This is a genomic window from Micromonospora sp. CA-259024 (assembly GCF_050936255.1).
Classification (GTDB): domain Bacteria; phylum Actinomycetota; class Actinomycetes; order Mycobacteriales; family Micromonosporaceae; genus Micromonospora.
Genome location: NZ_JBNJND010000001.1, coordinates 319,136 through 343,232 on the forward strand (window position 1 = coordinate 319,136; position 24,097 = coordinate 343,232).

The following is a 24,097-nucleotide window of genomic DNA, read 5'->3' on the forward strand; positions in this document are numbered from 1 at the left end:
GTTCGGCGTTGTGACCAGAGCGGTGGCGTCAGAGTGTGGGGTCAGCGTCCGGGTCCCCGGCGCTCCTTTGGCGGTGTGCCGTGCCGGTCCAGAGCCCGCCGAGACGGGCCGCCCGGGGCCGGAAGTGGCCCCTTCAGGGGGTCGTGGCCCCAGTTCATGAGGGACCAGCGCCACTTGGTGTCGCGGACGTCGCCGGACGGGCGCTGTGCCATGTGCCGGCGTACGTAGCCGACCACCTTGCGCATGTGTGTGTAGTCGCCCTCGGACAGGTCGCCACGCTTGCGACGCAACAGGTTGATGATCTTCCGGCCGGACTCGTGCCCAACGGACTCGCCACCACCGGAGCGGCCACCCTTGTGCCAGCCGACCTGTTTCGACTCGTCGGTCTCCAGCCAGCTGGACAGCTCGGCGGGCTTCATGTTCACCGCCTCGGTGAACTCCCGGTAGGTGTCCCGGCCCTGGTCGTCAACCCTGCTCATGGCGCAGCGCCTCGGGGCGGTGGGCCACGTCGCGGCCCGAGTCGTCGTTGCGGATCCGGTACTGCGGCTCATCCTCCGTCGCGTTCACGGCGTGTCCACGTACGTGCGTCCGGTCAACCAGCTTCTCCTTGACCACGCCGTGCGCCCGGCCGCTGTGACTGGCCCAGGAGACGTGGTCGCCCTCGCGGAATTCCCTCTGCTCGGCCATGAACTCCGGCTACCCGGCATCAGCGGAGCGAAACGACCAGCCGAAACAGCCGACTACGGCGTGATCTCGGCGATCGGTAGTTTGATCTCGAACGGCTCGGTCAACTCGATCACGTCGGCGCCGTCGGCGACCAGCTCGTACTGCCGCTCACCGCCGGGCCCCACCCGGTCGCCGATCCGGTACGCGTAGATGTGCACGGGGTCCTGCTCGATGCGCCAGTAGAACGGAATGCCGGCGGCGGCGTACTCACCCGGTTTGGCGAAACGGTCGACCCGCCGGGTGCCCGGCGAGACGATCTCCACGGCGAGGACGACGTCTTCCGGTTGCAGCATGGATCGTGTGGGAGTCACGCCCGCTCGCCGCAGCAGCACGTCCGGCTGTCGGCTGGTGTTGCGGCTGAGCCCGACTCCGATGGCCTGGACGACCCGAAGGTCGGTCGGCACATGCTGCAGCAGCCAGTGAGCGAGTAGCAGCGAAATGTCCTGATGGCCCAGGGTGGGGGAGGGTGTCACCTGGATAACTCCGTCGACGAGTTCGACGCGGGGGGCGTCGTCCGGCAGGGTGAGCAGGTCCTCCAGCGTGTAGTCGGCACGCTGCTGCCGCATCGGATCCGGACACCAGGGGCCAGGTGATGTCGGGATGGGCTCGGCGCTCATGGGGACGAGCCTACCGGCGATCGATGGTTCGCAGGTCGGACCGCGGGTGCGACGCGCTCACCCGGCCGGCTTCTCGGTGACGAAGATGGCGGTACCGGGGAAGAGGCGACCCCGCAACGGGCTCCACTGCCCCCAGACCCCCTCGTGGCCCTCCGGCCACTCCGGCTCCACCAGGTCCAGCAGCCGGAACCCCGCGCCGACCAGCTCCCGGACCCGGTCGCCGAGCGTGCGGTGCTGCTCGACGTAGGTGGCGACGCCGGATTCGTCCTGTTCCACGTAGGGGGAGCGGTCGAAGTACGAGTGAACGGCGGTCAGCCCGCCCTCGCCCGGGTCGTCGAGGAAGATCCAGCGCATCGGGTGGGTCACCGAGAACACCCACCGGCCCCCGGGGCGAAGCACCCGGTGCACCTCGGCGAGCAGGGTCGCCGAGTCGTCCACGAACGGGATCGCGCCGAAGGCGGTGCAGGCGAGGTCGAACGACCGGTCGGCGAACGGCAGGGCGAGCGCGTCGGCCTGCACCAGCGGTACGCGTACCCCGGTGCGGTCGGCGGCCTCGGCGGCGTGCCGCAGCATGCCGGCGGACAGGTCGAAGGCGACCGGCCGGGCACCCTGTGTGGACAGCCAGCGGGCGGCGGCCGCCGCGCCGCAGCCCACCTCCAGCACCCGCCTGCCGGGCAGGTCACCGAGCAGCCGGGCGTCGGCCTCGCGCAGCCCCTCCGGGCACCAGACGAAGTCCACGTCACCGAGGAACGCGCCGTGCTCAGCCTGGTAGTCGTCGGCGTCGGTGTCCCACCAGCCGCGGTTGGCCCGCCGGGCCTCGGCGTCACCCACCCGGCGCCGGGTGACCCGGCTGTCGTCATCCACGCGCTCACGGTAGGCCCCACCCACCCCGTTCGGCGCGGCGGCGCGTCCAAGATCTGCGCTGCTTCTCGCGCGGTGACGCATGATCGACTCGGTTTCCGTGAAGTCGCGGTGTCCGGGCCGGTGGGACGCCCCGATATCCAGGAAACCGAGTCGATCAAGCATGGCGTGGGAGTGGGGCCGCCTGTGCGGCAGGCAGGGTGCCTGGGGTTGGTGTGACGCACGAGACAGCAGGGGTGGTTTCCTGGCGATTGTTCGGCTTTCGCAGGTCACCGCATGGAGAGAAGCCGGGAGGGCTTGCACGCTGTGGTAATGCGCACGGTAGGCTAGACGATGCGCTCGCGGATCGTGTGTCTCGGCAGGGAGCAGGTGCGCGGTCGACGGAGCCACATCATGATCTCACTGTGATCGTTCGGTGTGCCCGGCGACGGATCCGCTGGCGCGAACAGGTCACTGCGACACCAGCCTGCTGTGACAACCCACCGACCGGAGCAACCGCCCACATGACGAGCAGCATCGAGGCCCCCTCGAGCGCCACCCGGGTCACCCACGACGATCTCGGTTCCGAGGAGGCATTCCTCGCCGCGATCGACGAGACCATCAAGTACTTCAACGACGGCGATATTGTCGAAGGCACCGTCGTCAAGGTCGATCGGGACGAGGTCCTGCTCGACATCGGCTACAAGACCGAGGGTGTCATCCCCTCTCGGGAGTTGTCGATCAAGCACGACGTGGACCCCGCCGAGGTTGTGACGGTTGGTGACCACATCGAGGCCCTGGTCCTCCAGAAGGAGGACAAGGAGGGTCGTCTGATCCTCTCCAAGAAGCGGGCACAGTACGAGCGGGCCTGGGGCACGATCGAGAAGATCAAGGACGAGGACGGCGTCGTCCGCGGTTCGGTCATCGAGGTGGTCAAGGGCGGCCTCATCCTCGACATCGGGCTGCGCGGCTTCCTGCCCGCGTCCCTGGTCGAGATGCGGCGCGTGCGCGACCTGCAGCCGTACGTCGGGCGAGAGCTCGAGGCCAAGATCATCGAGCTGGACAAGAACCGCAACAACGTGGTCCTGTCCCGCCGGGCCTGGCTGGAGCAGACGCAGTCCGAGGTGCGCACCGAGTTCCTCAACAAGCTGCAGAAGGGCCAGGTCCGCAAGGGCGTCGTGTCCTCGATCGTCAACTTCGGCGCATTCGTGGACCTCGGCGGCGTCGACGGTCTGGTGCACGTCTCCGAGCTGTCCTGGAAGCACATCGACCACCCGTCCGAGGTCGTCGAGGTGGGCCAGGAGGTCGAGGTCGAGGTCCTGGACGTCGACCTGGACCGCGAGCGGGTCTCGCTGTCGCTGAAGGCGACCCAGGAGGACCCGTGGCGGCAGTTCGCCCGCACCCACGCGATCCAGCAGATCGTGCCGGGTAAGGTCACCAAGCTGGTCCCGTTCGGTGCGTTCGTCCGGGTGGACGACGGCATCGAGGGCCTGGTCCACATCTCCGAGCTGGCCGAGCGCCACGTGGAGATCCCGGAGCAGGTCGTCCAGGTTGGCTCCGAGGTCATGGTCAAGGTCATCGACATCGACCTGGAGCGCCGCCGGATCTCGCTGTCGCTCAAGCAGGCCAACGAGGGCTTCGTCGAGGGCGAGGAGCACTTCGACCCGACCCTCTACGGCATGGCCGCGACGTACGACGCCGAGGGCAACTACATCTACCCTGAGGGCTTCGACCCGGAGACGGGCGAGTGGCTCGAGGGGTACGACAAGCAGCGCGAGACCTGGGAGAACCAGTACGCCGAGGCTCGTGTGCGCTGGGAGGCCCACACCAAGCAGGTGCAGACCTCTCGGGCTGCCGACGCCGAGGCCGCTGCCAACCCGACTCCGGCCGTCCCGGCCGCCGGCGGCGGCGGTGGCACCACCTCTTCGACCAGCCCGGCCCCGAGCCGGCAGGCCGAGGAGCCGGCCGGCACCCTGGCCACCGACGAGGCGCTCGCCGCACTGCGGGAGAAGCTCGCCGGCGGTAAGTGACCCGCTGAACGACGACGGGCCCCGTCCCCGCGATCTCCGGATCGCTGGGGGCGGGGCCCTCGCCGTACCCGGCGAGTTGCGGCTGGCGCGCCGCGCGCGGAGGCGGCTCCGACCGACAAGATCGTGCTCCATCCAGGATTGAGGGGCCTCCCGGCCGCCAACACACCACCACGTCCTGGATCGCGCACGATCTCGCGGGACCGGGGTCGGGGTCGGATGGGCGAGCGTGATCTCGCCGGGCCGTCGGTGGGTTTGGCGGCCGGGCTCGTGATCCGGTTGACTGGTCGGGTGCTGAGGGTGGGGTTGACCGGCGGGATCGGTTCGGGCAAGAGCGCGGTGGCCGCGCGGCTCGTCGAGCGGGGCGCGGTGCTCATTGACGCCGACCGGGTGGCCCGGGAGGTCGTCGCGCCGGGCACCGAAGGGCTGGCCGAGATCGTCGCCGCCTTCTCCGACGCGGTGCTGGATGCCGACGGCGCGCTGGACCGCGCCGCACTGGGCGCGGTGGTGTTCGCCGACGAGACCGCCCGCCGTCGGCTGGAGGCGATCACCCACCCCCGGGTCCGGGCCCGCACCGCGGAGCTGGCCGCCGCGGCGGCACCCGACGCGATCGTCGTCAACGACGTACCGCTGCTGGTCGAGGTGGGTCTCGCGCCCACGTACCACCTGGTGATCGTGGTGCAGACGGCCGTGACGACCCGACTGGAACGGCTGGCGCGTGACCGGGGGATGAGTCGCGCGGAGGCCGAGCGGCGAATCGCCGCCCAGGCCGACGACGCCCGTCGCCGGGCGGCTGCGGACGTGGTGCTGACCAACGACGAAAGCCTGGCGGCGCTCCACGACGCCGTCGACGCGCTCTGGCGGCAGCGGCTGCTGCCCTACGAGGACAACCTGCGTGAGCGTCGGGTGGTCCCGCCGGGCCGGGGCGACCTGGTGGCCGGGGCCGACGCGAGCTGGCCCGAGCAGTACGCGCGGCTGGCCGCCCGGATCCGGCATGCGCTCGCCTCGGACGACCTGCGGATCGATCACATCGGCTCTACCGCGGTGCCCGGCCTCGTCGCTCAGGACGTCATCGACGTGCAGGTGGCCGTGCCCAGCCTCGCCGACGCCGACGGGGCGTTGGTCGACCGACTGGCGAACGCCGGGTTCCCGCGGGTGCCGGGGCAGTGGTGGGACGACCCGCGCCCGGCCGGCAGTGGCCGGTGGGAGAAGCGGCTGCACGGCAGCGCGGACCCGGCCCGTCCGGTGCGCCTGCACCTACGGGTGGACGGCTCGCCGGGCTGGCGGTACGCGCTGCTGATGCGCGACCACCTGCGCGCGGACCCGGATCAGCGAGCCGCGTACCTGCAGTTCAAGCGGGACCTGGTCGACGCGGCTCCGGTGGTCGGCGACTCCGGCACCGCCCGGGACCCGTGGTTCGACGAGGAGTACCTGCGGGCCGAGCAGTGGGCCGCGCAGACCGACTGGCGGCCCTGACGGGCACGGCTCAGCGGGCGCCCGGCCGAGGGATGGCGGCCGGGCGGGGAACCGGGGTCAGTCGGGGCACCACGGCAGGGGTGAGATCCAGTTGGGCCCACGCGCCGGCGTCGGTGTGCAGCTCCAGCCGGCGTAGCGACCCGCCCCGGTCGATCCAGTAGCGCAGCCGCGCGTCGGCCGGGCCCACCTCGACGACGTCCACGGTTCGCCCGGCGGCGACGTCCTCGCGGATCCGCACGGCCGGGCCGCGCTGCCCGACCGACCCGGCGGTCACCGCGGCGTCGACCAGCAGGCTCAGGTCGTCCCCGCCGGATCGGGAGAACCGCCACGCCCCGGCCGGGGGCGGCAGCGGTGGCCGACCCGGCGCCTCCGCGGTGCCGCCACCGGCGGCGGCCGCCGGCAGGCCCGCCCGGGCCGCACCGGCGCTGTCGCGCCGCAGCAGGGTCCGGCGATCCGGTACGCCCAGGTCGGCGACCGCGAGATACGCGGTCCGCGCGGTCCAGCTCAACCAGCCTGTGCCCCGCAGGTTCGTGTCCGTGCCCACCGGCGCGGTCAGCGTCACCGTGGCACCACCCTGGGCGCGTAGCCGGGCCGGCAGCCGGTCCAGCCGGCGCTGCTCGACGTCGGTCAACGCGCGGGGCAATCCGGGCCGACCGCCCAGCGCGTCCACCGGCCGCAGTGTCGGCCGATCCGCCCGGTTGAGGATCATCGTGACCGGGCCGACGCCGGGCAACCCCGTCACCAGCTTGTGCAGCCGGGCGTCCTGGTCGAGCCAGTACCGGGTCCGGGTGTTCGCGACGGTGCCCGCCGACCCGGCGTCCGGCGTGGGCGCCCCGGTGTTACCCGGTGCTGCGCCGGCGGCAGGTGGTGCCCCGGCGGGCAGTGGCGCCTCAAGGACGTCCACCGGACTGCCCGCCATGGTGTCCCGGGCAATCCAGCGCGCGTTGCCACCCGGCGCCGTCCGGGTCGGGTCCGGGCGGTCGGAGGCGATGCCGAGGAGCAGATCGAGCACCGGTGCCAGGTGCGCCCCGGGTGCCAGGCGGTGCAGCCGCCAACGGTCCGTCGGAGGCACCAGTGGTGGTGCGGCGGGGGTGGGCACCGCCGCAGGGTCAGGCCGGATCACCAGCACCGGGCCGGCTCGCTGCACCAGCCCGCGCTCGGCACCCGCGCCCGGCCCGCCCACGTCGAGGTAGAGCAGTGACCGGGACCAGTCCACCCAGCCCACCAGTTCGATCCGGGCGGCGTCGCTGCCGGCCGTGACGCGGACCCCGCTGCGCAGGTCCCGCAGGTTGGTGACCCGCATGGCGGCCAGCCGCTCGCCCTCCGCGAGGGTCAGCGGCCGGGCCGGCTCGGGCGGCTCGGGTGCCCAGCTCAACAGCCCGAGCACCAACGCCGTCGCGGACGTCACCGCGGTCAGACCGAGCAACAGCAGCACCGTACGCCTGCGCCGGCTGGCCGGGGTGGGACCGGCGGTGTCCGCCGTTCCGGTCGCGGGGTCTGCGGTGTCGCCGAGGCGGGTGGTCGCCCGGTTTACCTCGGGATCCCGGCCGGAGGCGGAGGCGGTCGGGCGGGCGGTGGCGGGTCGGCTGGTGGCGGGTCTGACCGCGGCGTCGGTGTCCCGGTCGGTGTCGCCTCGCCGGGCGTCGGTGTCCCGGCCGGTGGCGGCCCGGCGGGCGTCGGTGTCCCGGCCGGTCGTGGACCCACTTCCGGTGTCGGTGGTGCGGGGGGTGGCCTCGGCGGCGCCGGCCGACCCGGTGCGGTGCCGCCCGGTGCCCGGCCGCCCGCTGGCGGGGGCGTTCGCTCGCCCGGCGGCGGGGGTGCCGGGTCGCCCGCTGGCGGTGCCGCCCGGCCGGGGCGTGCCTCTGGGCGTGGTGTCAGGTGCCGGGGTCGGAGAGGTGTCCACGGAGGTGAAACGGGCGGGGAGGCGCCGGGGTGACGAGCAGGGGCGCTCGCGGCGACCGGTCTGCGCCTCGAGCGCGACCACCCGGGTGCGCACGCCGGACGAGCCGGGTGCTGCGACCGCAGTGCCGGGGGCCGCCGGCTGTGATGACAGCCTGGCAACCGGCCCGGTCGGCCGCCGCGAGCGGCCTACATGGAGAGGGTAGTCCCGGTGACATGTGCCACACAATGGGAATATTGAAGCTGATCACGTACCTGGCGTGACGGCCGTTCCTGTCGGACCTCCGGCGTACCGTTGACGGCATGGCGCTCGACATTCCCCGGCTCGACAGCCGCTTCCAGGTCGTCAGTGAATTCCAGCCGGCCGGCGACCAGCCAACCGCCATCGACGACCTCGAGCGTCGAGTTCGGCGCGGCGACCGCAACACCGTGCTGCTCGGCGCGACCGGCACCGGTAAGAGCGCCACCACGGCGTGGCTGATCGAGCGGCTGCAGCGTCCGACCCTGGTGCTCGCCCCGAACAAGACGCTCTGCGCGCAGCTGGCCAAGGAGTTCAGCGAGCTGCTGCCGCACAACGCGGTCGAATACTTCGTCTCGTACTACGACTACTACCAGCCCGAGGCGTATATCCCGCAGACCGACACCTACATCGAGAAGGACTCCTCGATCAACGAGGAGGTCGAGCGGCTGCGGCACTCGGCGACGATGTCGCTGCTCACCCGCCGCGACGTGATCGTGGTGGCGACCGTCTCGGCGATCTACGGCCTGGGCACCCCGGAGGAATACCTCGACCGGGCGGTCCGGGTGCAGGTCGGCCAGGAGCTCGACCGCGACCAGCTGCTGCGCCGGTTGGTCGACATCCAGTACACCCGCAACGACATGGCGTTCCAGCGGGGCACCTTCCGCGTCCGCGGCGACACGCTGGAGATCATCCCGGCGTACGAGGAGCTGGCGGTCCGGATCGAGCTGTTCGGTGACGAGGTGGAGAAGCTCTACTACCTCAACCCGCTGACCGGTGACGTGGTCCGCGAGGTCGACCAGCTGGTGATCTTCCCGGCGACGCACTACGCGGCCGGTCCGGAGCGGATGGAGCGGGCGATCCGTGACATCGAGGTCGAGCTGGCCGAGCGACTCGCCGAGCTGGAGCGGCAGGGCAAGCTGCTGGAGGCCCAGCGGCTGCGGATGCGCACCACCTACGACATCGAGATGATGCGCCAGGTGGGCTTCTGCTCCGGCATCGAGAACTACTCGATGCACATGGACGGGCGACTGCCCGGCAGCCCGCCGCACTGCCTGCTCGACTACTTCCCCGACGACTTCCTCACCGTGGTCGACGAGTCGCACGTGACCATCCCGCAGATCGGCGGCATGTACGAGGGCGACGCGTCCCGCAAGCGGATGTTGATCGACCACGGTTTCCGGCTGCCCAGCGCGGCCGACAACCGACCGTTGCGCTTCGACGAGTTCCTGGAGCGGGTCGGCCAGATGGTCTTCCTCTCCGCGACCCCCGGTTCGTGGGAGATGGAGCAGGCCCAGGGCGAGTTCGTCGAGCAGGTCATCCGCCCCACCGGCCTGATCGATCCCGAGGTCGTGATCAAGCCGACCAAGGGGCAGATCGACGACCTCATGCACGAGATCAAGCTGCGTACCGAGCGGGACGAGCGGGTGCTGGTCACCACTCTCACCAAGAAGATGGCCGAGGACCTGTCCGACTACCTCCTGGAGAACGGCATCCGGGTGCGTTACCTGCACTCCGAGGTCGACACGTTGCGCCGGGTGGAGCTGCTGCGGGAGCTGCGCAAGGGCGACTACGACGTGCTGGTCGGCATCAACCTGCTCCGCGAAGGTCTGGACCTGCCCGAGGTGTCGCTGGTGGCGATCCTCGACGCCGACAAGGAGGGCTTCCTGCGCAGCGGCAGGTCGTTGATCCAGACGATCGGCCGGGCCGCCCGTAACGTCTCCGGTCAGGTGCACATGTACGCCGACAAGATCACCCCGTCGATGGCGGCGGCGATCGACGAGACCGATCGGCGCCGGGCCAAGCAGATCGCCCACAACGAGGCGCACGGGATCAGCCCGGAGCCGCTGCGTAAGAAGATCCACGACATCCTGGACGACATCTACCGCGAGGCGGAGGACACCGAGAACTCCCGGGTCGGGGGCGCGGTGCGTCAGCTCTCCCGGGGCAAGGCGCCGGTCAAGGAGACCCGCAGCCGGAGCCGGGCCGCGGCCACCACGACATCCCGCGAGGGGATGGCCCGCGCCGACCTCGCCCAGCTCATCCAGGAGCTCAACGACCAGATGCTGGCCGCGGCCCGCGAGCTGCAGTTCGAGTTGGCCGCCCGGATCCGCGACGAGGTCTCCGACCTGAAGAAGGAGCTGCGCGGGATGGACGCCGCCGGCGTGAAGTGACGACCATGCCCTGCGGAGCGCTAGGTGGCGGATTCGGTGGATCTTCTGCTCTTCTTTGATGATCGTCGGTTGGGGGCCCGGTCGGGGTCGGGTGGTGTTGGCTCGCCGGGGCGGGTCTGCTGGACGGCGTCGTGCAGCGCGGTGACAAAGGCCGCGGTGGCGGGTGGATCCGGTGGGTCGCCGTAGGTGGCGAGGTAGACGCGTCGGCGGAAGTCGGGCAGTTGGGTGGCTTCGATTCCGGGCGCCCAGTGCGTGCGTAACGTCAGGCCGGGCATGGTGGTGACGCCCATGCCGGCGGCGACGAGGGATTGTTGGACGATCACGTCGTCGCTGGTGTAGACGATGTGCGGGGTGACGCCGGCCCGCTCGCATGCGTCGATGAACTCGCGGCGGCAGTTTTCGCAGCCGGCGATCCAGGCTGAGTCGCGATGGTCCGGCAGCGTCTGCCCGGGTTCGAGGCTGAGCAGGTACATCGGGTCGTCGAACAGGTGCGTGGCGCGGACGTCGTCCGGTGTGGTGTCGTCGTAGCGGAAGATGATGGCGGCGTCGACCTGCCCGTCGCGCAGCAGGTTCAGTGCCACCTGCGGGTGGGCGTCGGCCAGGTGCAGCTCGATGCCGGGGTGGTCACGGCGCAGGCTGACGGCGGCGTGCGGCACCAGGGCGGCGAGCGCCGACTGGAAGCCGGCGACCCGGACCCGACCGGTTCGCAGGCCCACCATCGCGGACAGTTCCGCGGCAGCGGTGTCGACCCGTCCGACGATTTCCGCGGCGCGGCGGGCGAGGTGCTCGCCTTCCGGCGTGAGTCGAATGCCCCGCCCGATGCGCTGGACGAGCCGGGCGCCGGTCTCGGCTTCCAGCCGGGCCAGATGGTGGCTGACCGCTGGCTGGGAGTACTTCAGGTGCTTGGCGGCCTTGGTGACCGAGCCGTGCGCGGCGACAGCCGCGAGGATGCGTAGCCGCACGATGTCCAGCATTCATCCATGGTAGTTATGGGTAGCCGCAGAAGTTGGCATTGGACGAATGAGTCTTGCTCGGTAACGCTGAACGGGACGACCCCGCTCGCGAACGAGGAGGACGATATGGCGGGCACGGTTCTCCAGTACGTGATCACGCCCCCAGGCCGCTTCATCGCCCGCTCCACCGACGATCTCATCGCCGCGGTGCGCCACGTGATCGGCATCCGGGCCGACTGGACGCGGAACGCGGAACTCGTCGCCGATCAGCTCCGCGCGTATCTGCCCGGCCCCGACATCCTGACTCCCGAGCAGCAGCACGGTGACCCCGACGGACCGGCCGGTCACGTTCTGCACGTCGAGCTGGACGGCACGTTCTCCATCCTCGGCCTGGTCTGGCGACCTGGTCAGAGCACCAGGATTCACGACCACATCACCTGGTGCGTCGCGGGTGTCCTGCAGGGCGTCGAGCACGAAGACCTCTATGACGACGAACTCAACCTCGTCGGCACTCGGGAGAACCCCGCGGGCGAAGTCAGCGGCTTCGCCCCGCCGGGCGACATCCACCGGATTCGCAACACGGGCCCCCGCACCGCCATCAGCCTGCACATCTACGGCACCGACATCACCCGGACCGGGTCCAGCGCCCGCCGCTACTACAACTGACCCCAAACCGCCAGCAGGTCCGGGAACTCAGCACACTTGCGGTGTCGCGAACGTGGCGCTGGCTGCGTCCCCGGAAACAACATCGGCCATGACGTGCCGTGTGAGGAAGCAGGAGAACCACCATGATCAAGCGGATGGACAACGTCCTCATCGTTGTCGACGACCTTGCGGCTGCTATCGCGTTCTTCGTCGAACTCGGTATGGAGCTGGAGGGCACGGCAGCAGTCGAGGGTGAATCGGTGGACCAGCTCGTCGGGCTGGACGGCGTCCGAGCGGACATCGCCGTGGTGCGGACCCCGGACGGCCACGGCCGCGTCGAGCTGACGAAGTTCCACAGCCCGAAGGCGATCAGCGCCGAGCCGAAGGATGCACCGGCGAACACGCTGGGCATACGGCGCATCATGTTCGCCGTCGACGACATCGAGGACGTCGTTGCCCGCCTGCGCACCCACGGTGCCGAACTCGTCGGCGAGCTGGTCCAGTACGAGGGCAGCTATCGGCTCTGTAACGTCCGTGGTCCGGAGGGCATCATCGTCGCCTTGGCCGAGCAGCTCAGCTGACGGTCCGTCCAACAAGAAGCGACAGGAGCCGCCCGCCTCCACGTTGGACTCGGGCAGGACAAGCGCCCGAGTCGCTGGGACAGCGCGGATTGACCTGATTGCAGTGTGCGAGCAAGCTATTGCACTGGGTGATCGTCCTGCGTAGTCTCCCTCGGTGGGGAGGCCGGGATGCCGCTGCCAACGAGTCCTGTCATTCGACGTGTACGTCTCGGCGCAGAGTTGCGCCAGCTACGTCGGCGCGAGGCGCTGACCCTGGAGCAGGTCTGCGACCGGCTGGGCTGGGCCTCGACGTCGAAGTTGTCCCGCATCGAGCTGGGTCAGAGCCGTCCGGACCTCGCCGATGTGCTGGATCTGCTCGACATCTACAAGGTGTCGGCACCGGCCCGCGACGCGCTGATCGTGATCGCCCGGGACGCGGCGACCAGCCGAGGCTGGTGGAAGACGCTGGGCGAGATGAGCGAGCGGCAACGCACCTACGCCGAGTTGGAGGCGGGCGCCGCTGACATCGTCGAATACCAACCGGCGGTGGTGCCGGGACTGCTCCAGACGCCCGCGTACGCCCGGGTGCTGGTCGCGGCCGGCGTACAGCTCACGCCGGACGTCGACGTGGAGGCCGAGGTGCGCGCCCGGGCATTGCGGCAGGAGATCCTGCGCCGGGCGTACCCGCCGCGCTACACGGCGGTGCTCGCCGAGGAGGTCTGCGAGCCGGGTGACCTGCCGGTAGCGGTCTGGCGTGAACAACTGCGGCACCTGGTCGCCGTGACCGGGCTGTCCCACGTGACGGTGCGACTGCTGCCGCACGGGGCGGCCGGTGGTGGGCTGCGCCCGCTCACGCCGTACTCCTGCTATGCCTTTCCCGACCCGGCGGACCCGCGGACGGTGATGCTCGAGGCGTTGACCACCGACGTGCGGCTGGCCACGGTGCTCGACGTCGACCGCTACGAGCGGATGACCGAGGCGCTGCTCGCGGCCGCGCTGTCACCGGAGGAGACGGTCACCGTGCTGGCCCGCCGCGTCGGCGAGTGAGAGTCGCCGGCGGGACAACGCCCAGGCTGGAGCACCGCGCGGCCACCGGGCCCGGCGCCCCCGAGCCCGTCGGGACCGGCGGCCGGCGCGTGCGGAGAGCACGATAACCGCGGGGTACGACAGCTCGGCTCAGGCCGGTACGTCGAGGAAGTGCTCGACCAGGGGCGGCCCGGCGAAGTGCGGCCCGATCAACGCCCGCCACTGATCGAACCGCTCGGTGGCCCGGAAGTTCTCCTCGTGCGCCTCGACCGAGTCCCATTCGACCAGCAGCACGAAGCGGGTCGGAGACTCGATCCCCCGGGTCATCCGCACGGTCCGGCAGCCGGGTGCCCCGGCGAGCACCGGGTGACCCTCGGCGTACGCGGCGGCGAACGCGTCCTCGTGTCCGGGTAGTACGTCGATCAGCGCGACCTCAAGCACCATGTCGGCAAGCCTCCCACGGCGGGCGGGGCCGGTGGTGTCGCGGGGTCTGTCCCGGTGTCGGTGGTGCCCCTAGGGTGGCATCGTGATCATTGATTGGCTCACCGGCACGGCGTTCCGGGTGGCGGGTACGGGCACCACCTCGCTCACACTAGCCTCCTAGGATGCTCAAGCGGGTGTGGCCCGCGGGACGCCCGGCCCAGAGGGTGGTGGGCGCCACCGGCTGCCCGGGGTGTGATCACGGGGCGTGGTGAGCAACAATGGTCACCGAGGAGGGGAGTATTCCCCCGCAACGGAGTCGTCAGCACGGTCGATCGCCGAACATTCGGCGGCCCGACCCGGCCCCGTAGGTCGCCGCCCCGTTCACGGGTGGCGGCGGAAGAGACCTCCGACAGTCACCAGAGTGAGCGACAGCGGCACACCGGCCCCTCCGGGGGCGTACGGTGTGCCCGACGCCGCGTGTCTGCCGGAGGAATGAACGTTGGACGTGTCCGGATTGGTGTGGGCGGGGACGCTGGTCGTACTGACCGCGGTTCTGCTCGTCGACCTGTTGATCATCGGTCGGCGCCCGCACGAGCCGAGTGTGCGCGAGTCGAGCCTCTGGGTCGCGTTCTACGTCGGTCTGGCCCTGCTCTTCGGGGCCGGTGTCTGGTTGACCTCGGGTGCCAGCGCGGCCGGGCAGTTCTACACCGGCTGGCTCACCGAGTACAGCCTCTCGGTCGACAATCTCTTCGTCTTCGTGATCATCATGGCTCGCTTCGGCGTGCCCCGGCAGTACCAGCAGAAGGTGCTGCTCGTCGGCATCGTGCTGGCGCTGGTGATGCGCGGCGGGTTCATCGCCGCCGGAGCCGCGTTGATCTCCCAGTTCTCCTGGGTCTTCTACATCTTCGGCGCGTTCCTGATCTACACGGCGGTCAACCTGGCACGGCAGGGTGAGCCGGACGAGGACGAGTTCTCCGAGAACGTGCTGATCAGGTGGAGCCGCAAGGCGCTGCCGATCTCCAAGGACTACGACGGCGCGAAGCTCACCACCCACGCGAACGGCAAGCGGCTGTTCACCCCGATGCTGATCGTGATGATCTCGATCGGCACCACCGACCTGATCTTCGCTCTGGACTCGATCCCGGCGATCTTCGGCATCACCCAGGAGCCGTACCTGGTCTTCACCGCGAACGTCTTCGCGCTGATGGGTCTCCGTCAGCTCTACTTCCTGCTCGGTGGCCTGCTCGACCGGCTGATCTACCTGAGCTACGGCCTGGCCGTCGTGCTCGGCTTCATCGGGGTCAAGCTGGTGCTGGAGGCGCTGGCCGACAACAACCTGCCGTTCATCAACGGTGGCGAGCACGTCGGCTGGGCACCGCACATCCCGATCTGGCTGTCACTGCTGGTCATCATCGGCACCCTGGGCATCGCCACCGCGGCCAGCCTGATCAAGTCCTCCCGGGACCGCCGCCGCGAGTTGGCCGACGCCCGAGGCTGACCGGCCACCGGCCGGGTGCGGAACGCGCCCGGCCGGTCAGACCCGGTGTGCGCCCACCAGCGTGGCGGTCCGCTCGGCCGGCAGTGGCTCCTCGACGACCCGCCGCCGCCGGTAGCAGGCGTGCAGCATCCTCCGCTGGCCGGCGTCGCCGGGCATGGCGGTGACGATGCCGATGTGATGGATCTTGCGGCCGGGTCGGGCGAAGAAGTAGAGGTCACCGGGGCGTTCCGCGCCCATCGGCAGCGGGGTGGTGGCCACGGCCTGGTCGTCGGCGTCGCGGGGCAGTAGCACCCCGAACCGGCGCCAGGCCAGGTGCACCAGCCCCGAACAGTCGATGCCGTGCGCGGAGAGACCACCCCAGATGTAGACGACGTCGAGCAGTCGCTGCGCCACCGCGAGCGCCTGCTCGGCGGTCGGGGACGCGGCTGACGCCGCGACGAGTTGGCCGTTCGGCAGCCAGAGCGGCACGGCCTGGCCGGGGACGTGTACCGGCTGCCACCCCGCGCGTGCGGGGCCGGCCGGGACGAGGCGGGTGCCGACGACCACGCCGGGCAGCACCACCGGCCCGTCCGGCGCGGCGTGCAGCCCGGTGACCGTGGCGTCCACCACCAGCGAGGCCTCGGTGTCGGTGGTGCCGGCCGGGCCGACCGCGGCCAGTTGGTCGGTGGGGAGCCAGCCCGGGTAGCCGCGCGGGTCCAGCTTGGCGGCGGGCTGCTCGACGGCGACGACTCGGGCCCAGCCGTCCGGGCGCAGCTCGCTGACGAGGACCCGCTCGCCGAGCAGGAGCTGACTCAGCACGCAGTCGCCGACCTGCTGGTCGGTGTCCATCCCGGAGATCCAGGCCGAGATGTCGGCACCGGCGGTCAGTGCCGGGCCGTCGACCGGGCGGACCGCCTCGGGGGAGGTCCACAGCGTCGCCACCGCGACCCGGACGACGGCCTCGCGGCCCGGTTGCAGCTCCACGTCAACCCCCAGATCGTGTCGGCTGTCCAGGGAAAACCCTATGAAAGAAACCAACGATCATCAACCGTTGGTCTGCACCTTTGCTTCAGCAAGGCCGGAGATGCCCAGGCCAGGAGCATCAGGCAGCACCACTGTCGCCCCGTCGTAGCGAATTCCTCCCCGCACCGGCGACCAGGCCAGCCACCAGGCGGCGTCCAGGTCGGCGACCGCGGTGGTGCCGTACGCGGCGACCAGGCTCGCCGCCGCCCCGATGCCGACCTGACTCTCCATCATCGAGCCGACCACCGTGCCGAGCCCGTGGGCGGTGGCCAGGTCGAGGAGGGTGCGCGCCGGGTGCAGCCCGCCGCACTTGGCCAGCTTGACGTTGACCAGGTCGGCGGCCCGCCGGCGGATCACCTCCACCAGGTCACGGACCCCGAAGACCGCCTCGTCGGCCAGGATCGGCACGGACACCCGGTCGCTGACCCAGGCCAACCCGTCCAGGTCCCAGCGGGCCACCGGCTGCTCGACCAGCTCCACGTCGAGCCCGGCGTCCTCGATGCCACGAATCACCCGGACCGCCTCCCGGGGCGTCCAGCCCTGGTTGGCGTCGAGCCGGATCCGGACCCCGGGGCCGACGGCCGCGCGGACGGCCCGCACCCGGTCCAGGTCGCCGGCCGCGTCGGTGCCGACCTTCAACTTGAGTACGCCGAAGCCGTCGGCCCGCCGCTGCCGCGCGGCCCCCGCCAGGTCCACCGCGTCGCCCGCCGCCAGCGTGACGTCCGTCGGCACCCGCAGCGTGGTGCCCCCCAGCAACCGCACCAGGGGTACGCCCAGCCGCCGGGCGGCGAGGTCGTGCAGGGCGACATCCACCGCCGCCTTCGCGGCCTCGTTGCCGACCACGGCGCGCTGCACCTCGGTGCACCGGGTCACCAGGTCGTCCGGGTCGCGGCCGATCAGCCGCGGGCCGAGCAACTCCTGTACGCACGCCTGCGCTCCGGCGACCGACGCGCCGGTGACCTGCCAGACCTGGGGCGCCTCGCCGAAGCCGGACCGGCCGTCGGCGTCGACCAGTTCGACGACCAGCGTGTCCACTGTGGTGGTGCGCCGCAGCGCGGTGACGAACGGGGTGTGTAAGGGGGCCGAAACCCGGTGGGTGCGTACCGCCGAGATCGTCATGTGGGGCACCCTATACGTAGGTGAACAGCGGGAGGGGAGACCGGATGACCGGGCAGGGCTGGGAGCTGGTGGGCGCACCGAACGCACGTGACCTGGGCGGCCTCGCCGGCGCCGGCGGGCGGCGGGTCCGCCACGGTCAGCTGATCCGCACTCCGGCGCTGGGTCGGCTGACCGACGAGGACCTGCCGGTGCTCGCGAAGCTGGGGCCGGCGTGCGTGCTGGATCTGCGCGACTCCTCGGAGATCGCGGTGGCCCCGGCGGATCGGCTCGCCGGTGAGCCACGGGTGGTGTGCCTGCCGGTGCACGACCCGGAACACCCGGTCTTCACGTACGTCTCGGCGGTGCTGCTCGGCCACGACCTGGACGCGTACGCGGAACTGGCCCGGCAGGGCACGGCGGGGGCGATGGCGGCCATCTACCGGTGGTTCGTCACCGGCGAGTCGGCGCGGGTCGGCTTCGCCGAGGCGGTGCGGCTGGCCGCCCAGCCGCAGAACCTGCCGCTGGTCTACCACTGCTCCGCCGGCAAGGACCGCACCGGTTGGCTCACCGTCATCCTGTTGACCGCGCTCGGGGTGGACGAGGCCGCGATCCGCGCCGACTACCTGCGCAACAACGACCTGACCGACAGCCTGCGCGCGGTGATCGTCGAGGCGATGCGACGGCGGCAGCCCGAACTGGACGTCGACGCGGTGCTGCCGGTGCTGGAGGTCCGTGCCGAGTATCTCGACGCCGGTTACGACGAGGTACGCCGGGTGCACGGCTCGTTCGACGCGTACCTGCGGGACGGGCTGGGGCTCGCCGACGAGACCCTCACGGCGCTGCGGGCGCGACTGCTGGAGTGACCAGCGCGCCGGGCGGTGTGCTGGCGCGGGCGGCCCGGCCGATGACGATCAGCGCCTGGCCGGCGGCGTAACTCGCCATGACCAGCACCGGCGCGCCGGGCGGGTCGGCCACCCCGGCGACCCCGGCGGCGATCAACAGGTCGGACCCGAGGAACAGCGCGGCGCCGACGCCGACCCGCCAGCCCTGGGTGGCGGCGGTGCTGGCCATCGCGGCCAGCGCGAGCGCGTAACCGGCCACCGGGACGGCCAGCCCGGCGTCGGTCAGCCCCGCCCACATCCAGGTCAGTGCGACGACGGTCAGCACCGCGTACCCCAGCGGGACCGCGACCAGCGGCGCACGGCGCAGCGGGGTCGCGGCGCCGTGCCGGGTGAACGCGGTGAGATAGCAGAGGTGCGCGGCGAGGAAGCACGCCATGCCGGCCACGAACCAGCCGGTGCCGTCGCCCAGCAGCGCCACGTCGCCGCCGGTGGAGCAGGCCAGCGCGGCGAGCACCAGCCGGTCCGGCCGGGCCCCGCGCTCGGTGGTGGCCCGCCAGAGGTACGCGGCCAGCAGCGGCATCAGCAGCGGTTTGGTGATCAGCTCGGCCACGCCGCCGCCGGTGGCGTTGGCCAGCAGGTTCGCCGCCGTCACGACGAGGAAGGCGACCAGCAGGGTGCGGCTGCGGGGCATCGGCGGCTCCGGAGTGGGGGTGCGAGCAGCCTAGCCGCAATCGGTGGGATCAGAGTTGGTGGCGGGCGGCCCAGACCTGCGCCGAGATGTGCGCGAGCATCCGGCAGGCGTCGTCCTCGACCTCGTCGTCGCCGCCGGCCAGGTCGGTGGTGGTGCAGACGGCGATCAGGTACGGCGGGGCGTCGTCGGGCAGCACCAGGCCGGCGCCGTGGCGCACACCGCGTACCCACCCGTTCTTGTGTGCGATGCGGGTGCCGTCGGGCAGGCCGGCGGCCAGGTCCTCGCGGTGCTCCTGGGCGAGCAGGACGTCCAGCATGGCCGAACAGGCGGCCGGCGAGGCGAGCCGGCCCGGGGCGGTGGCGCCGGTGGCCAGCGCGCCGAGCAGGGCGGCCAGATCGGCGGCGGTGACCGTGTTGGTGATGCCGGCCTCGCGGGCGGCGAAATCCTCGATGCCCCGGCCGGTGATGCTGGTGCGGGCACCGGCGAGCGCCCACACCTCGGCCAGCGCGGGCAGCCCGACGTGCCCGATGACCAGGTTGGTGGCCAGGTTGCTGGAGCGCACGATCATCCGGTCGGCCAGCCAGCGCAGCGACGCCGTGCCGCCCAGCCGGTCCCAGACCGCGTCGTCGTTGTCGTACGGCCGCGCGCAGGAGAACCGGGGCGTTCCGGGTTGGGCGGAGTCGAACTCGTTGACGATCGGGACCGGGGCGTCCAGGTCCAGCGTGCCGGCATCGGCGGCGCGGTGCAGCGCGGCGAGCACCGCCACCTTCATCGTGCTGGCGGCGTAGTGGGCGGCGTCCGGGTGCCGGGTCCAGGTCGGTGGTGCGTCGAGCCGGCCCACGTACGCCGAGACGGTGCCGGGCACCTGATCGAGGTGGGCGTCGAGATCATCCCAGGTCATGCGGGTGACCGTAGCGGATCAGCGGCGGCCGGTCGGGCCGGCCCGCGTACCCCTGCCGGAAACGGACGGGCGCGCCGACCGCAAGCGGTCGGCGCGCCCGGTGTCGGGTGCTGGTGGGGTCAGCCGGCGTGCTTGCGGCGGGCGGCGGCCCGGCCCCGCTGCTGCTGGTCGAGCACCACCTTGCGGATGCGCACCGCGGTCGGGGTGACCTCGACGCACTCGTCCTCGCGGCAGAACTCCAGCGCCTGCTCCAGGGACAGCTTGCGCGGCGGGATCAGCTTCTCGGTCTCGTCGGAGGTCGACGCCCGCATGTTGGTGAGCTTCTTCTCCTTGGTGATGTTGACGTCCATGTCGTCGGAGCGGGAGTTCTCCCCGACGATCATGCCCTCGTACACCTCGGTGGTCGGCTCGACGAAGAGCTGGCCGCGCTCCTGCAGGTTGATCATCGCGAAAGCGGTGACCGCGCCGGCCCGGTCGGCGACCAGCGAACCGTTGTTGCGGGTACGCAGCTCGCCGAACCACGGCTCGTACGACTCGAAGACGTGGTGCAGGATGCCGGTGCCCCGGGTGTCGGTGAGGAACTCGGTGCGGAAGCCGATCAGGCCACGCGCCGGAACCAGCCACTCCATCCGGATCCAGCCGGTGCCGTGGTTGACCAGCTGCTCCATCCGGCCCTTGCGGGTGGCGAGGAGCTGGGTGATCGCACCGAGGTACTCCTCGGGGGCGTCGATGGTCAGCCGCTCGACCGGCTCGCAGGTCTTGCCGTCGATCTCCCGGGTGACCACCTGCGGCTTGCCGACGGTCAGCTCGTAGCTCTCTCGGCGCATCTGCTCGACCAGGATGGCCAGCGCCAGCTCGCCGCGGCCCTGCACCTCCCAGGCGTCCGGCCGCTCGGTGGGCAGGACCCGCAGCGACACGTTGCCGATCAGCTCCTTGTCGAGCCGGTCCTTGACCATGCGTGCGGTGACCTTGGAGCCCTTGACCCGGCCGACCAGCGGAGAGGTGTTGGTGCCGATGGTCATCGAGATGGCCGGCTCGTCGACGGTGATCAGCGGCAGCGCCACCGGGTTCTCCGCGTCGGCGAGGGTCTCACCGATCATGATCTCCGGGATGCCGGCGACGGCGATGATGTCGCCCGGACCGGCGGTCTCGGCCGGCTTGCGCTCCAGCCCCTCGGTCATCAGCATCTCGGAGATGCGGACCCGCTGGGTGCTGCCGTCGGTGCGGCACCAGGTCACCGTCTGGCCCTTGCTGATGGTGCCCTGGCGGACCCGGCACAGCGCCAGCCGGCCGAGGAACGGCGAGGCGTCGAGGTTGGTGACGTGCGCCTGCAACGGCGCGCCGTCCTCGTACGCGGGTGCCGGGATGGTGTCCAGCAGGGCGCGGAACAGCGGCTCCAGGGACGTGCTGTCGTCGGGGACCGAGCCGTCGGCGGGTTGGGTCAGCGAGGCGATGCCGTCGCGGGCGCAGGCGTAGACGATCGGGAAGTCGATCTGCTCCTCGTCGGCGTCCAGGTCGAGGAAGAGCTCGTAGGTGTCGTCCACGACCTCCTTGATCCGGGCGTCGGGACGGTCCACCTTGTTGATCACCAGGATGATCGGCATCCGGGCCCGCAGCGCCTTGCGCAGCACGAAGCGGGTCTGCGGCAGGGGGCCCTCGCTGGCGTCGACGAGCAGCACCACACCGTCGACCATGGTCAGGCCGCGCTCCACCTCGCCGCCGAAGTCGGCGTGACCGGGGGTGTCGATGATGTTGATGGTGACCGGGTCGGAGCCGTCCGCCGGCAGGTAACGCACGCCGGTGTTCTTGGCCAGGATGGTGATGCCCTTCTCCCGTTCCAGGTCCCCGGAGTCCATCACCCGCTCGGTCGTCTCGCCGCGTGCGCCGTACGCGCCGGCCTGCCGCAACATGGCGTCGACCAGGGTGGTCTTGCCGTGGTCGACGTGAGCGATGATGGCGACGTTGCGGAGGTCGGTGCGAAGCTGCATACCCTCTATCCTTCCGCCTGCGCTCGCGCAGGCTGCGTCGGGGTCACCCCTAGGTGCCCCTGATCTATGGTGAAACTGCTGTCCCGGTGGTTCCCCCGGCTGGCATGCTGGCTCCCGTGTCCCGGGGGCCTGAGTGCACGACCTGCTGACCTTGGTGCAGGGTCTGCCCACCCTGTGGATCTACCTGGTCGCCGCGCTGATCGTGGCGGGCGAGACCGCGGTGATCTTCGGCCTGCTCGTGCCGGGCGAGGCTACCCTGCTGCTCGTCGGTTTCCTCACCTACAACGGTACCTTGCGGCTCGGGCCGGCGTTGCTCGCGATGATCGTCGCGGCGGTTCTCGGCGACGGGCTGGCGTTCCGTGCCGGACGGCGGTACGGCCCCCGGCTGCGTGCCGGGCTGGGTCAGCGGGTCGGGCCCGAGCGGTGGGCCCGGGCCGACGCGATGCTCGCCCGGCTCGGTGGGCGGGGCGTGTTCGCCGCCCGTTGGGTGGCTTTCGCCCGCACGCTGGTGCCCCGGCTGGCCGGTGCGGCCGGCATGCCGTACCGACGGTTCGCGCCGTGGAACCTGGCCGGGGTGGTGACCTGGGTGGGTGGCTCGGTGCTGCTCGGCCACCTCGCAGGTGAGTCGTACGACACGGTCTCCCGACTGCTCGGCCGGGCCACCGGCGTGGCGCTGCTGCTGCTGGCCGGGCTGGTGGGTGTGGTGCTGGCCGGCCGGTGGCTGGGTCGCAACCCCGACCCGGTGCGCGCGCTGCTGTCCCGGGCGGGCGCGTTGCCCCCGGTGCGCTGGCTCACAGCCCGGTACGGGGTGCTGTTCTTCCTGGTGGCGATGCGGATCGGCCCGGCCTGGACGCTGCTGCTCAACCTGGCCGCCGGGCTTGTACTGCTCTTCGCCGCCGGGTTCGCCATCGCCGGTCTGCTCTCCGTGGCGGTACGCAACAGTGGGTTGGCCGCGGTGGACGGCGCGATCGCGGGCTGGTTCGCGGCCCGGCGCACCCCGGACGCCGCCGACGCCACGATGGTGCTGGTGTCGGTGGTACGCGGGTCTGTGCTGATCGTGATGGTGGCGCTGGTGGCGGCGGTGCTGGCGTGGCGCAACCGGCCCTGGCGGGCGGATCTGCTCAGCGTGGTGGGCACGGTTGGCGCGTTCGTGCCGCTGGTGGTGCTGGCCGTGGTGGCCGAGCTGACCGGGACCGCCCCCGGCGGCGGCGAGGCGGCCCCCCTGCCGACCCAGAACGCGGTGGCCGCGGCGAGCTTCTGCACCCTGGCCTGGCTGGTGTCGCGCAGTGCTCGCTGGCCGGTGGCGGTGGCCGCGTGGACGGCCGCCGTCGTGGGAGTGCTCGGGGTCGGCGGCGCGCGGCTCTACCTCGGCCTGGACACGGCGAGCGGGACCGCCGCGGCGGTGCTGCTCGGGGTGCTCTGGACGGTGGTGTTCATGGTCGCCTGGGCCACTCGGGACCGGGCGGTGGGGGATCGTGAGCAGCCGATGGGCCAGGCCCGGCCGCCGTCGCAGGGTCACCGCCGCCCGGTGGAACCTTGCTAGGGTGCGGCGACGATCACACGGGGGAGGCACCGGCATGGTTCGACGGACCGCTCGGCTGGGCGCGGGGGCGCTCGCCGGGCTCCTGCTGGCGAGCGCGCTGGTCGGCTGCGCCGCCAAGGGGGAGAGCCCGCAGGATCTGGCCGCGCCGGTCGCGGTCACCGACGCGCCGACGGACAGCCCCGCCGATGACGTCACCGGGGAGCCGAGCCCGTCGGTGAGCGCCGTGGCGTTGATGGGTGCCGCACCGAGCCGCAGCGCGTCCCCCACGCCGAAGCCGACGAAGAAGCCGACCCGCGCGGCGCCGAAGCCGCTGGCGGTGGCGAAGCCGCCCACCGAGACCGAGGCCCCGCCGGCCCCGCCACCGCCGCCGCCGCCCTCCTGTGAGCCGAGTTACAAGGGCACCCAGGCGACCCGGGCCGAGGTGAAGGTGGCACTGACCAACGCGGCCGGCCGCACCTACTGGCCGGTCTCCGCACCGGACATCAAGATCCCGCTCAACCTGCTCAAGGCCACCGCGTGGCAGGAGAGCGGCTGGCAGTCCAACATCTACGCCTGCGACGGCGGTGTCGGGCTGATGCAGGTGATGCCGGACACTGCGGCCTGGATGAACCAGCGTTTCGAGAAGAGCTACAAGATCGACGCCTACCAGGACAACGCCTACCTCGGCGCCACCTACCTGGCCTGGACGACCAAGTACATCGGCGACATGTACTTCGAGTCCGACTTCCGGTTGGACCCGGCCCTGTGCACCGCCGAGCTGAATTCCTGCCTGCTCAACGCGGTCATCGCCGCGTACAACTACGGGCACGGTGCGGTGGCGCAGGAGGGGAAGCCGCTGGCCATCCCCAACCCGTCGTACGTGCGCAACGTGCGGGCGCTGATGACCGAGTGCGTCTGCCTGGACTACTGACGCCGACGCCGGCCGTGGTC

Annotated in this window: 22 protein-coding genes; 10 read left to right on the forward strand and 12 right to left on the reverse strand. The window is 71.5% G+C overall.

Annotated elements, in window-relative coordinates; all coding sequences use genetic code 11:
* Nucleotides 1-41 precede the first annotated feature (41 nt).
* From ACQEUX_RS01480 to ACQEUX_RS01495, 4 genes are read right to left on the reverse strand one after another with little or no spacing between them, the layout of a single operon-like run.
* Nucleotides 42-479, reverse strand: a complete 438-nt coding sequence (locus ACQEUX_RS01480; RefSeq protein ID WP_433039953.1) for a DUF3140 domain-containing protein — start codon at nt 477-479, stop codon at nt 42-44.
* Nucleotides 466-687: a DUF2945 domain-containing protein gene (locus tag ACQEUX_RS01485; RefSeq protein WP_433039955.1), complete on the reverse strand. Its 222-nt coding sequence runs from the start codon at nt 685-687 to the stop codon at nt 466-468. Before ACQEUX_RS01485 ends, ACQEUX_RS01480 begins: the two co-directional genes overlap by 14 nt.
* Before the next feature lie 53 nt (nt 688-740).
* Nucleotides 741-1,343, reverse strand: coding sequence for a Uma2 family endonuclease (locus ACQEUX_RS01490; protein WP_433039957.1), 603 nt, complete (start codon nt 1,341-1,343; stop codon nt 741-743).
* A 57-nt stretch (nt 1,344-1,400) separates the two neighbouring features.
* Nucleotides 1,401-2,207, reverse strand: coding sequence for a class I SAM-dependent methyltransferase (locus ACQEUX_RS01495; protein WP_433039959.1), 807 nt, complete (start codon nt 2,205-2,207; stop codon nt 1,401-1,403).
* A gap of 401 nt (nt 2,208-2,608) precedes the next feature.
* Here ACQEUX_RS01495 and rpsA point away from each other — a divergent pair, with 401 nt between their 5' ends.
* Complete coding sequence (gene rpsA, locus ACQEUX_RS01500) at nt 2,609-4,213, forward strand: 30S ribosomal protein S1 (RefSeq protein ID WP_433039961.1); 1,605 nt, start codon at nt 2,609-2,611, stop codon at nt 4,211-4,213.
* Between the two features lie 288 nt (nt 4,214-4,501).
* Complete coding sequence (gene coaE / locus ACQEUX_RS01505) at nt 4,502-5,686, forward strand: dephospho-CoA kinase (RefSeq protein WP_433049503.1); 1,185 nt, start codon at nt 4,502-4,504, stop codon at nt 5,684-5,686.
* 10 nt (nt 5,687-5,696) lie between these two features.
* On the opposite strand, the gene ACQEUX_RS01510 is transcribed toward coaE, so the two are convergent.
* A complete protein-coding gene (locus tag ACQEUX_RS01510) occupies nt 5,697-7,682 on the reverse strand; it encodes a hypothetical protein (protein ID WP_433039963.1) in 1,986 nt (661 codons plus the stop codon).
* Nucleotides 7,683-7,888: 206 nt separating this feature from the next.
* On the opposite strand from ACQEUX_RS01510, the gene uvrB reads away from it, so the two are divergent.
* Nucleotides 7,889-9,997, forward strand: coding sequence for an excinuclease ABC subunit UvrB (gene uvrB, locus ACQEUX_RS01515; RefSeq protein ID WP_433039965.1), 2,109 nt, complete (start codon nt 7,889-7,891; stop codon nt 9,995-9,997).
* A gap of 20 nt (nt 9,998-10,017) precedes the next feature.
* Here uvrB and ACQEUX_RS01520 read toward each other — a convergent pair whose 3' ends face one another.
* Complete coding sequence (locus ACQEUX_RS01520; RefSeq protein WP_433039967.1) at nt 10,018-10,971, reverse strand: LysR family transcriptional regulator; 954 nt, start codon at nt 10,969-10,971, stop codon at nt 10,018-10,020.
* Between the two features lie 105 nt (nt 10,972-11,076).
* Here ACQEUX_RS01520 and ACQEUX_RS01525 point away from each other — a divergent pair, with 105 nt between their 5' ends.
* From ACQEUX_RS01525 to ACQEUX_RS01535, 3 genes are all read left to right on the forward strand, one after another.
* Nucleotides 11,077-11,616 (forward strand): hypothetical protein, encoded by a 540-nt coding sequence (locus ACQEUX_RS01525; RefSeq protein WP_433039969.1) that lies wholly within the window; start codon nt 11,077-11,079, stop codon nt 11,614-11,616.
* A 122-nt stretch (nt 11,617-11,738) separates the two neighbouring features.
* Nucleotides 11,739-12,176 carry a VOC family protein gene (locus tag ACQEUX_RS01530; protein WP_433039971.1) on the forward strand — a complete coding sequence of 146 codons (438 nt, stop codon included), beginning with the start codon at nt 11,739-11,741 and terminating at the stop codon, nt 12,174-12,176.
* A 168-nt stretch (nt 12,177-12,344) separates the two neighbouring features.
* The gene (locus ACQEUX_RS01535; protein ID WP_433039973.1) at nt 12,345-13,202 is read left to right on the forward strand and encodes a helix-turn-helix domain-containing protein; all 858 of its coding nucleotides are present in this window, start codon (nt 12,345-12,347) and stop codon (nt 13,200-13,202) included.
* A 129-nt stretch (nt 13,203-13,331) separates the two neighbouring features.
* Here ACQEUX_RS01535 and ACQEUX_RS01540 read toward each other — a convergent pair whose 3' ends face one another.
* Nucleotides 13,332-13,625, reverse strand: coding sequence for an antibiotic biosynthesis monooxygenase family protein (locus ACQEUX_RS01540; RefSeq protein ID WP_433039975.1), 294 nt, complete (start codon nt 13,623-13,625; stop codon nt 13,332-13,334).
* A 478-nt stretch (nt 13,626-14,103) separates the two neighbouring features.
* Between ACQEUX_RS01540 and ACQEUX_RS01545 the strand changes: the two genes are divergently transcribed.
* The gene (locus ACQEUX_RS01545) at nt 14,104-15,102 is read left to right on the forward strand and encodes a TerC family protein (RefSeq protein ID WP_433039977.1); all 999 of its coding nucleotides are present in this window, start codon (nt 14,104-14,106) and stop codon (nt 15,100-15,102) included.
* A 36-nt stretch (nt 15,103-15,138) separates the two neighbouring features.
* Here ACQEUX_RS01545 and ACQEUX_RS01550 read toward each other — a convergent pair whose 3' ends face one another.
* Together ACQEUX_RS01550 and ACQEUX_RS01555 are read right to left on the reverse strand one after the other, a co-directional pair.
* Nucleotides 15,139-16,065 carry an NlpC/P60 family protein gene (locus ACQEUX_RS01550; RefSeq protein WP_433039979.1) on the reverse strand — a complete coding sequence of 309 codons (927 nt, stop codon included), beginning with the start codon at nt 16,063-16,065 and terminating at the stop codon, nt 15,139-15,141.
* A gap of 60 nt (nt 16,066-16,125) precedes the next feature.
* On the reverse strand, nt 16,126-17,223 hold the full coding sequence (locus tag ACQEUX_RS01555) for a mandelate racemase/muconate lactonizing enzyme family protein (RefSeq protein WP_433039981.1): 1,098 nt from the start codon (nt 17,221-17,223) through the stop codon (nt 16,126-16,128).
* 44 nt (nt 17,224-17,267) lie between these two features.
* On the opposite strand from ACQEUX_RS01555, the gene ACQEUX_RS01560 reads away from it, so the two are divergent.
* On the forward strand, nt 17,268-18,065 hold the full coding sequence (locus tag ACQEUX_RS01560) for a tyrosine-protein phosphatase (RefSeq protein ID WP_433039983.1): 798 nt from the start codon (nt 17,268-17,270) through the stop codon (nt 18,063-18,065).
* Here the strand turns inward: ACQEUX_RS01560 and ACQEUX_RS01565 are convergent.
* The 3 genes from ACQEUX_RS01565 to typA form a co-directional block, all read right to left on the reverse strand.
* Nucleotides 18,034-18,735: a lysoplasmalogenase gene (locus ACQEUX_RS01565; RefSeq protein ID WP_433039985.1), complete on the reverse strand. Its 702-nt coding sequence runs from the start codon at nt 18,733-18,735 to the stop codon at nt 18,034-18,036. The genes ACQEUX_RS01560 and ACQEUX_RS01565 overlap by 32 nt on opposite strands.
* A 49-nt stretch (nt 18,736-18,784) precedes the next feature.
* Complete coding sequence (locus ACQEUX_RS01570; RefSeq protein WP_433039987.1) at nt 18,785-19,636, reverse strand: serine hydrolase; 852 nt, start codon at nt 19,634-19,636, stop codon at nt 18,785-18,787.
* 119 nt (nt 19,637-19,755) lie between these two features.
* Complete coding sequence (typA, locus tag ACQEUX_RS01575; RefSeq protein ID WP_433039989.1) at nt 19,756-21,624, reverse strand: translational GTPase TypA; 1,869 nt, start codon at nt 21,622-21,624, stop codon at nt 19,756-19,758.
* A 133-nt stretch (nt 21,625-21,757) separates the two neighbouring features.
* On the opposite strand from typA, the gene ACQEUX_RS01580 reads away from it, so the two are divergent.
* Nucleotides 21,758-23,167, forward strand: a complete 1,410-nt coding sequence (locus ACQEUX_RS01580) for a DedA family protein (RefSeq protein ID WP_433039991.1) — start codon at nt 21,758-21,760, stop codon at nt 23,165-23,167.
* Nucleotides 23,168-23,201: 34 nt separating this feature from the next.
* Complete coding sequence (locus ACQEUX_RS01585) at nt 23,202-24,077, forward strand: transglycosylase SLT domain-containing protein (protein WP_433039993.1); 876 nt, start codon at nt 23,202-23,204, stop codon at nt 24,075-24,077.
* The last annotated feature ends 20 nt before the right edge of the window (nt 24,078-24,097 follow it).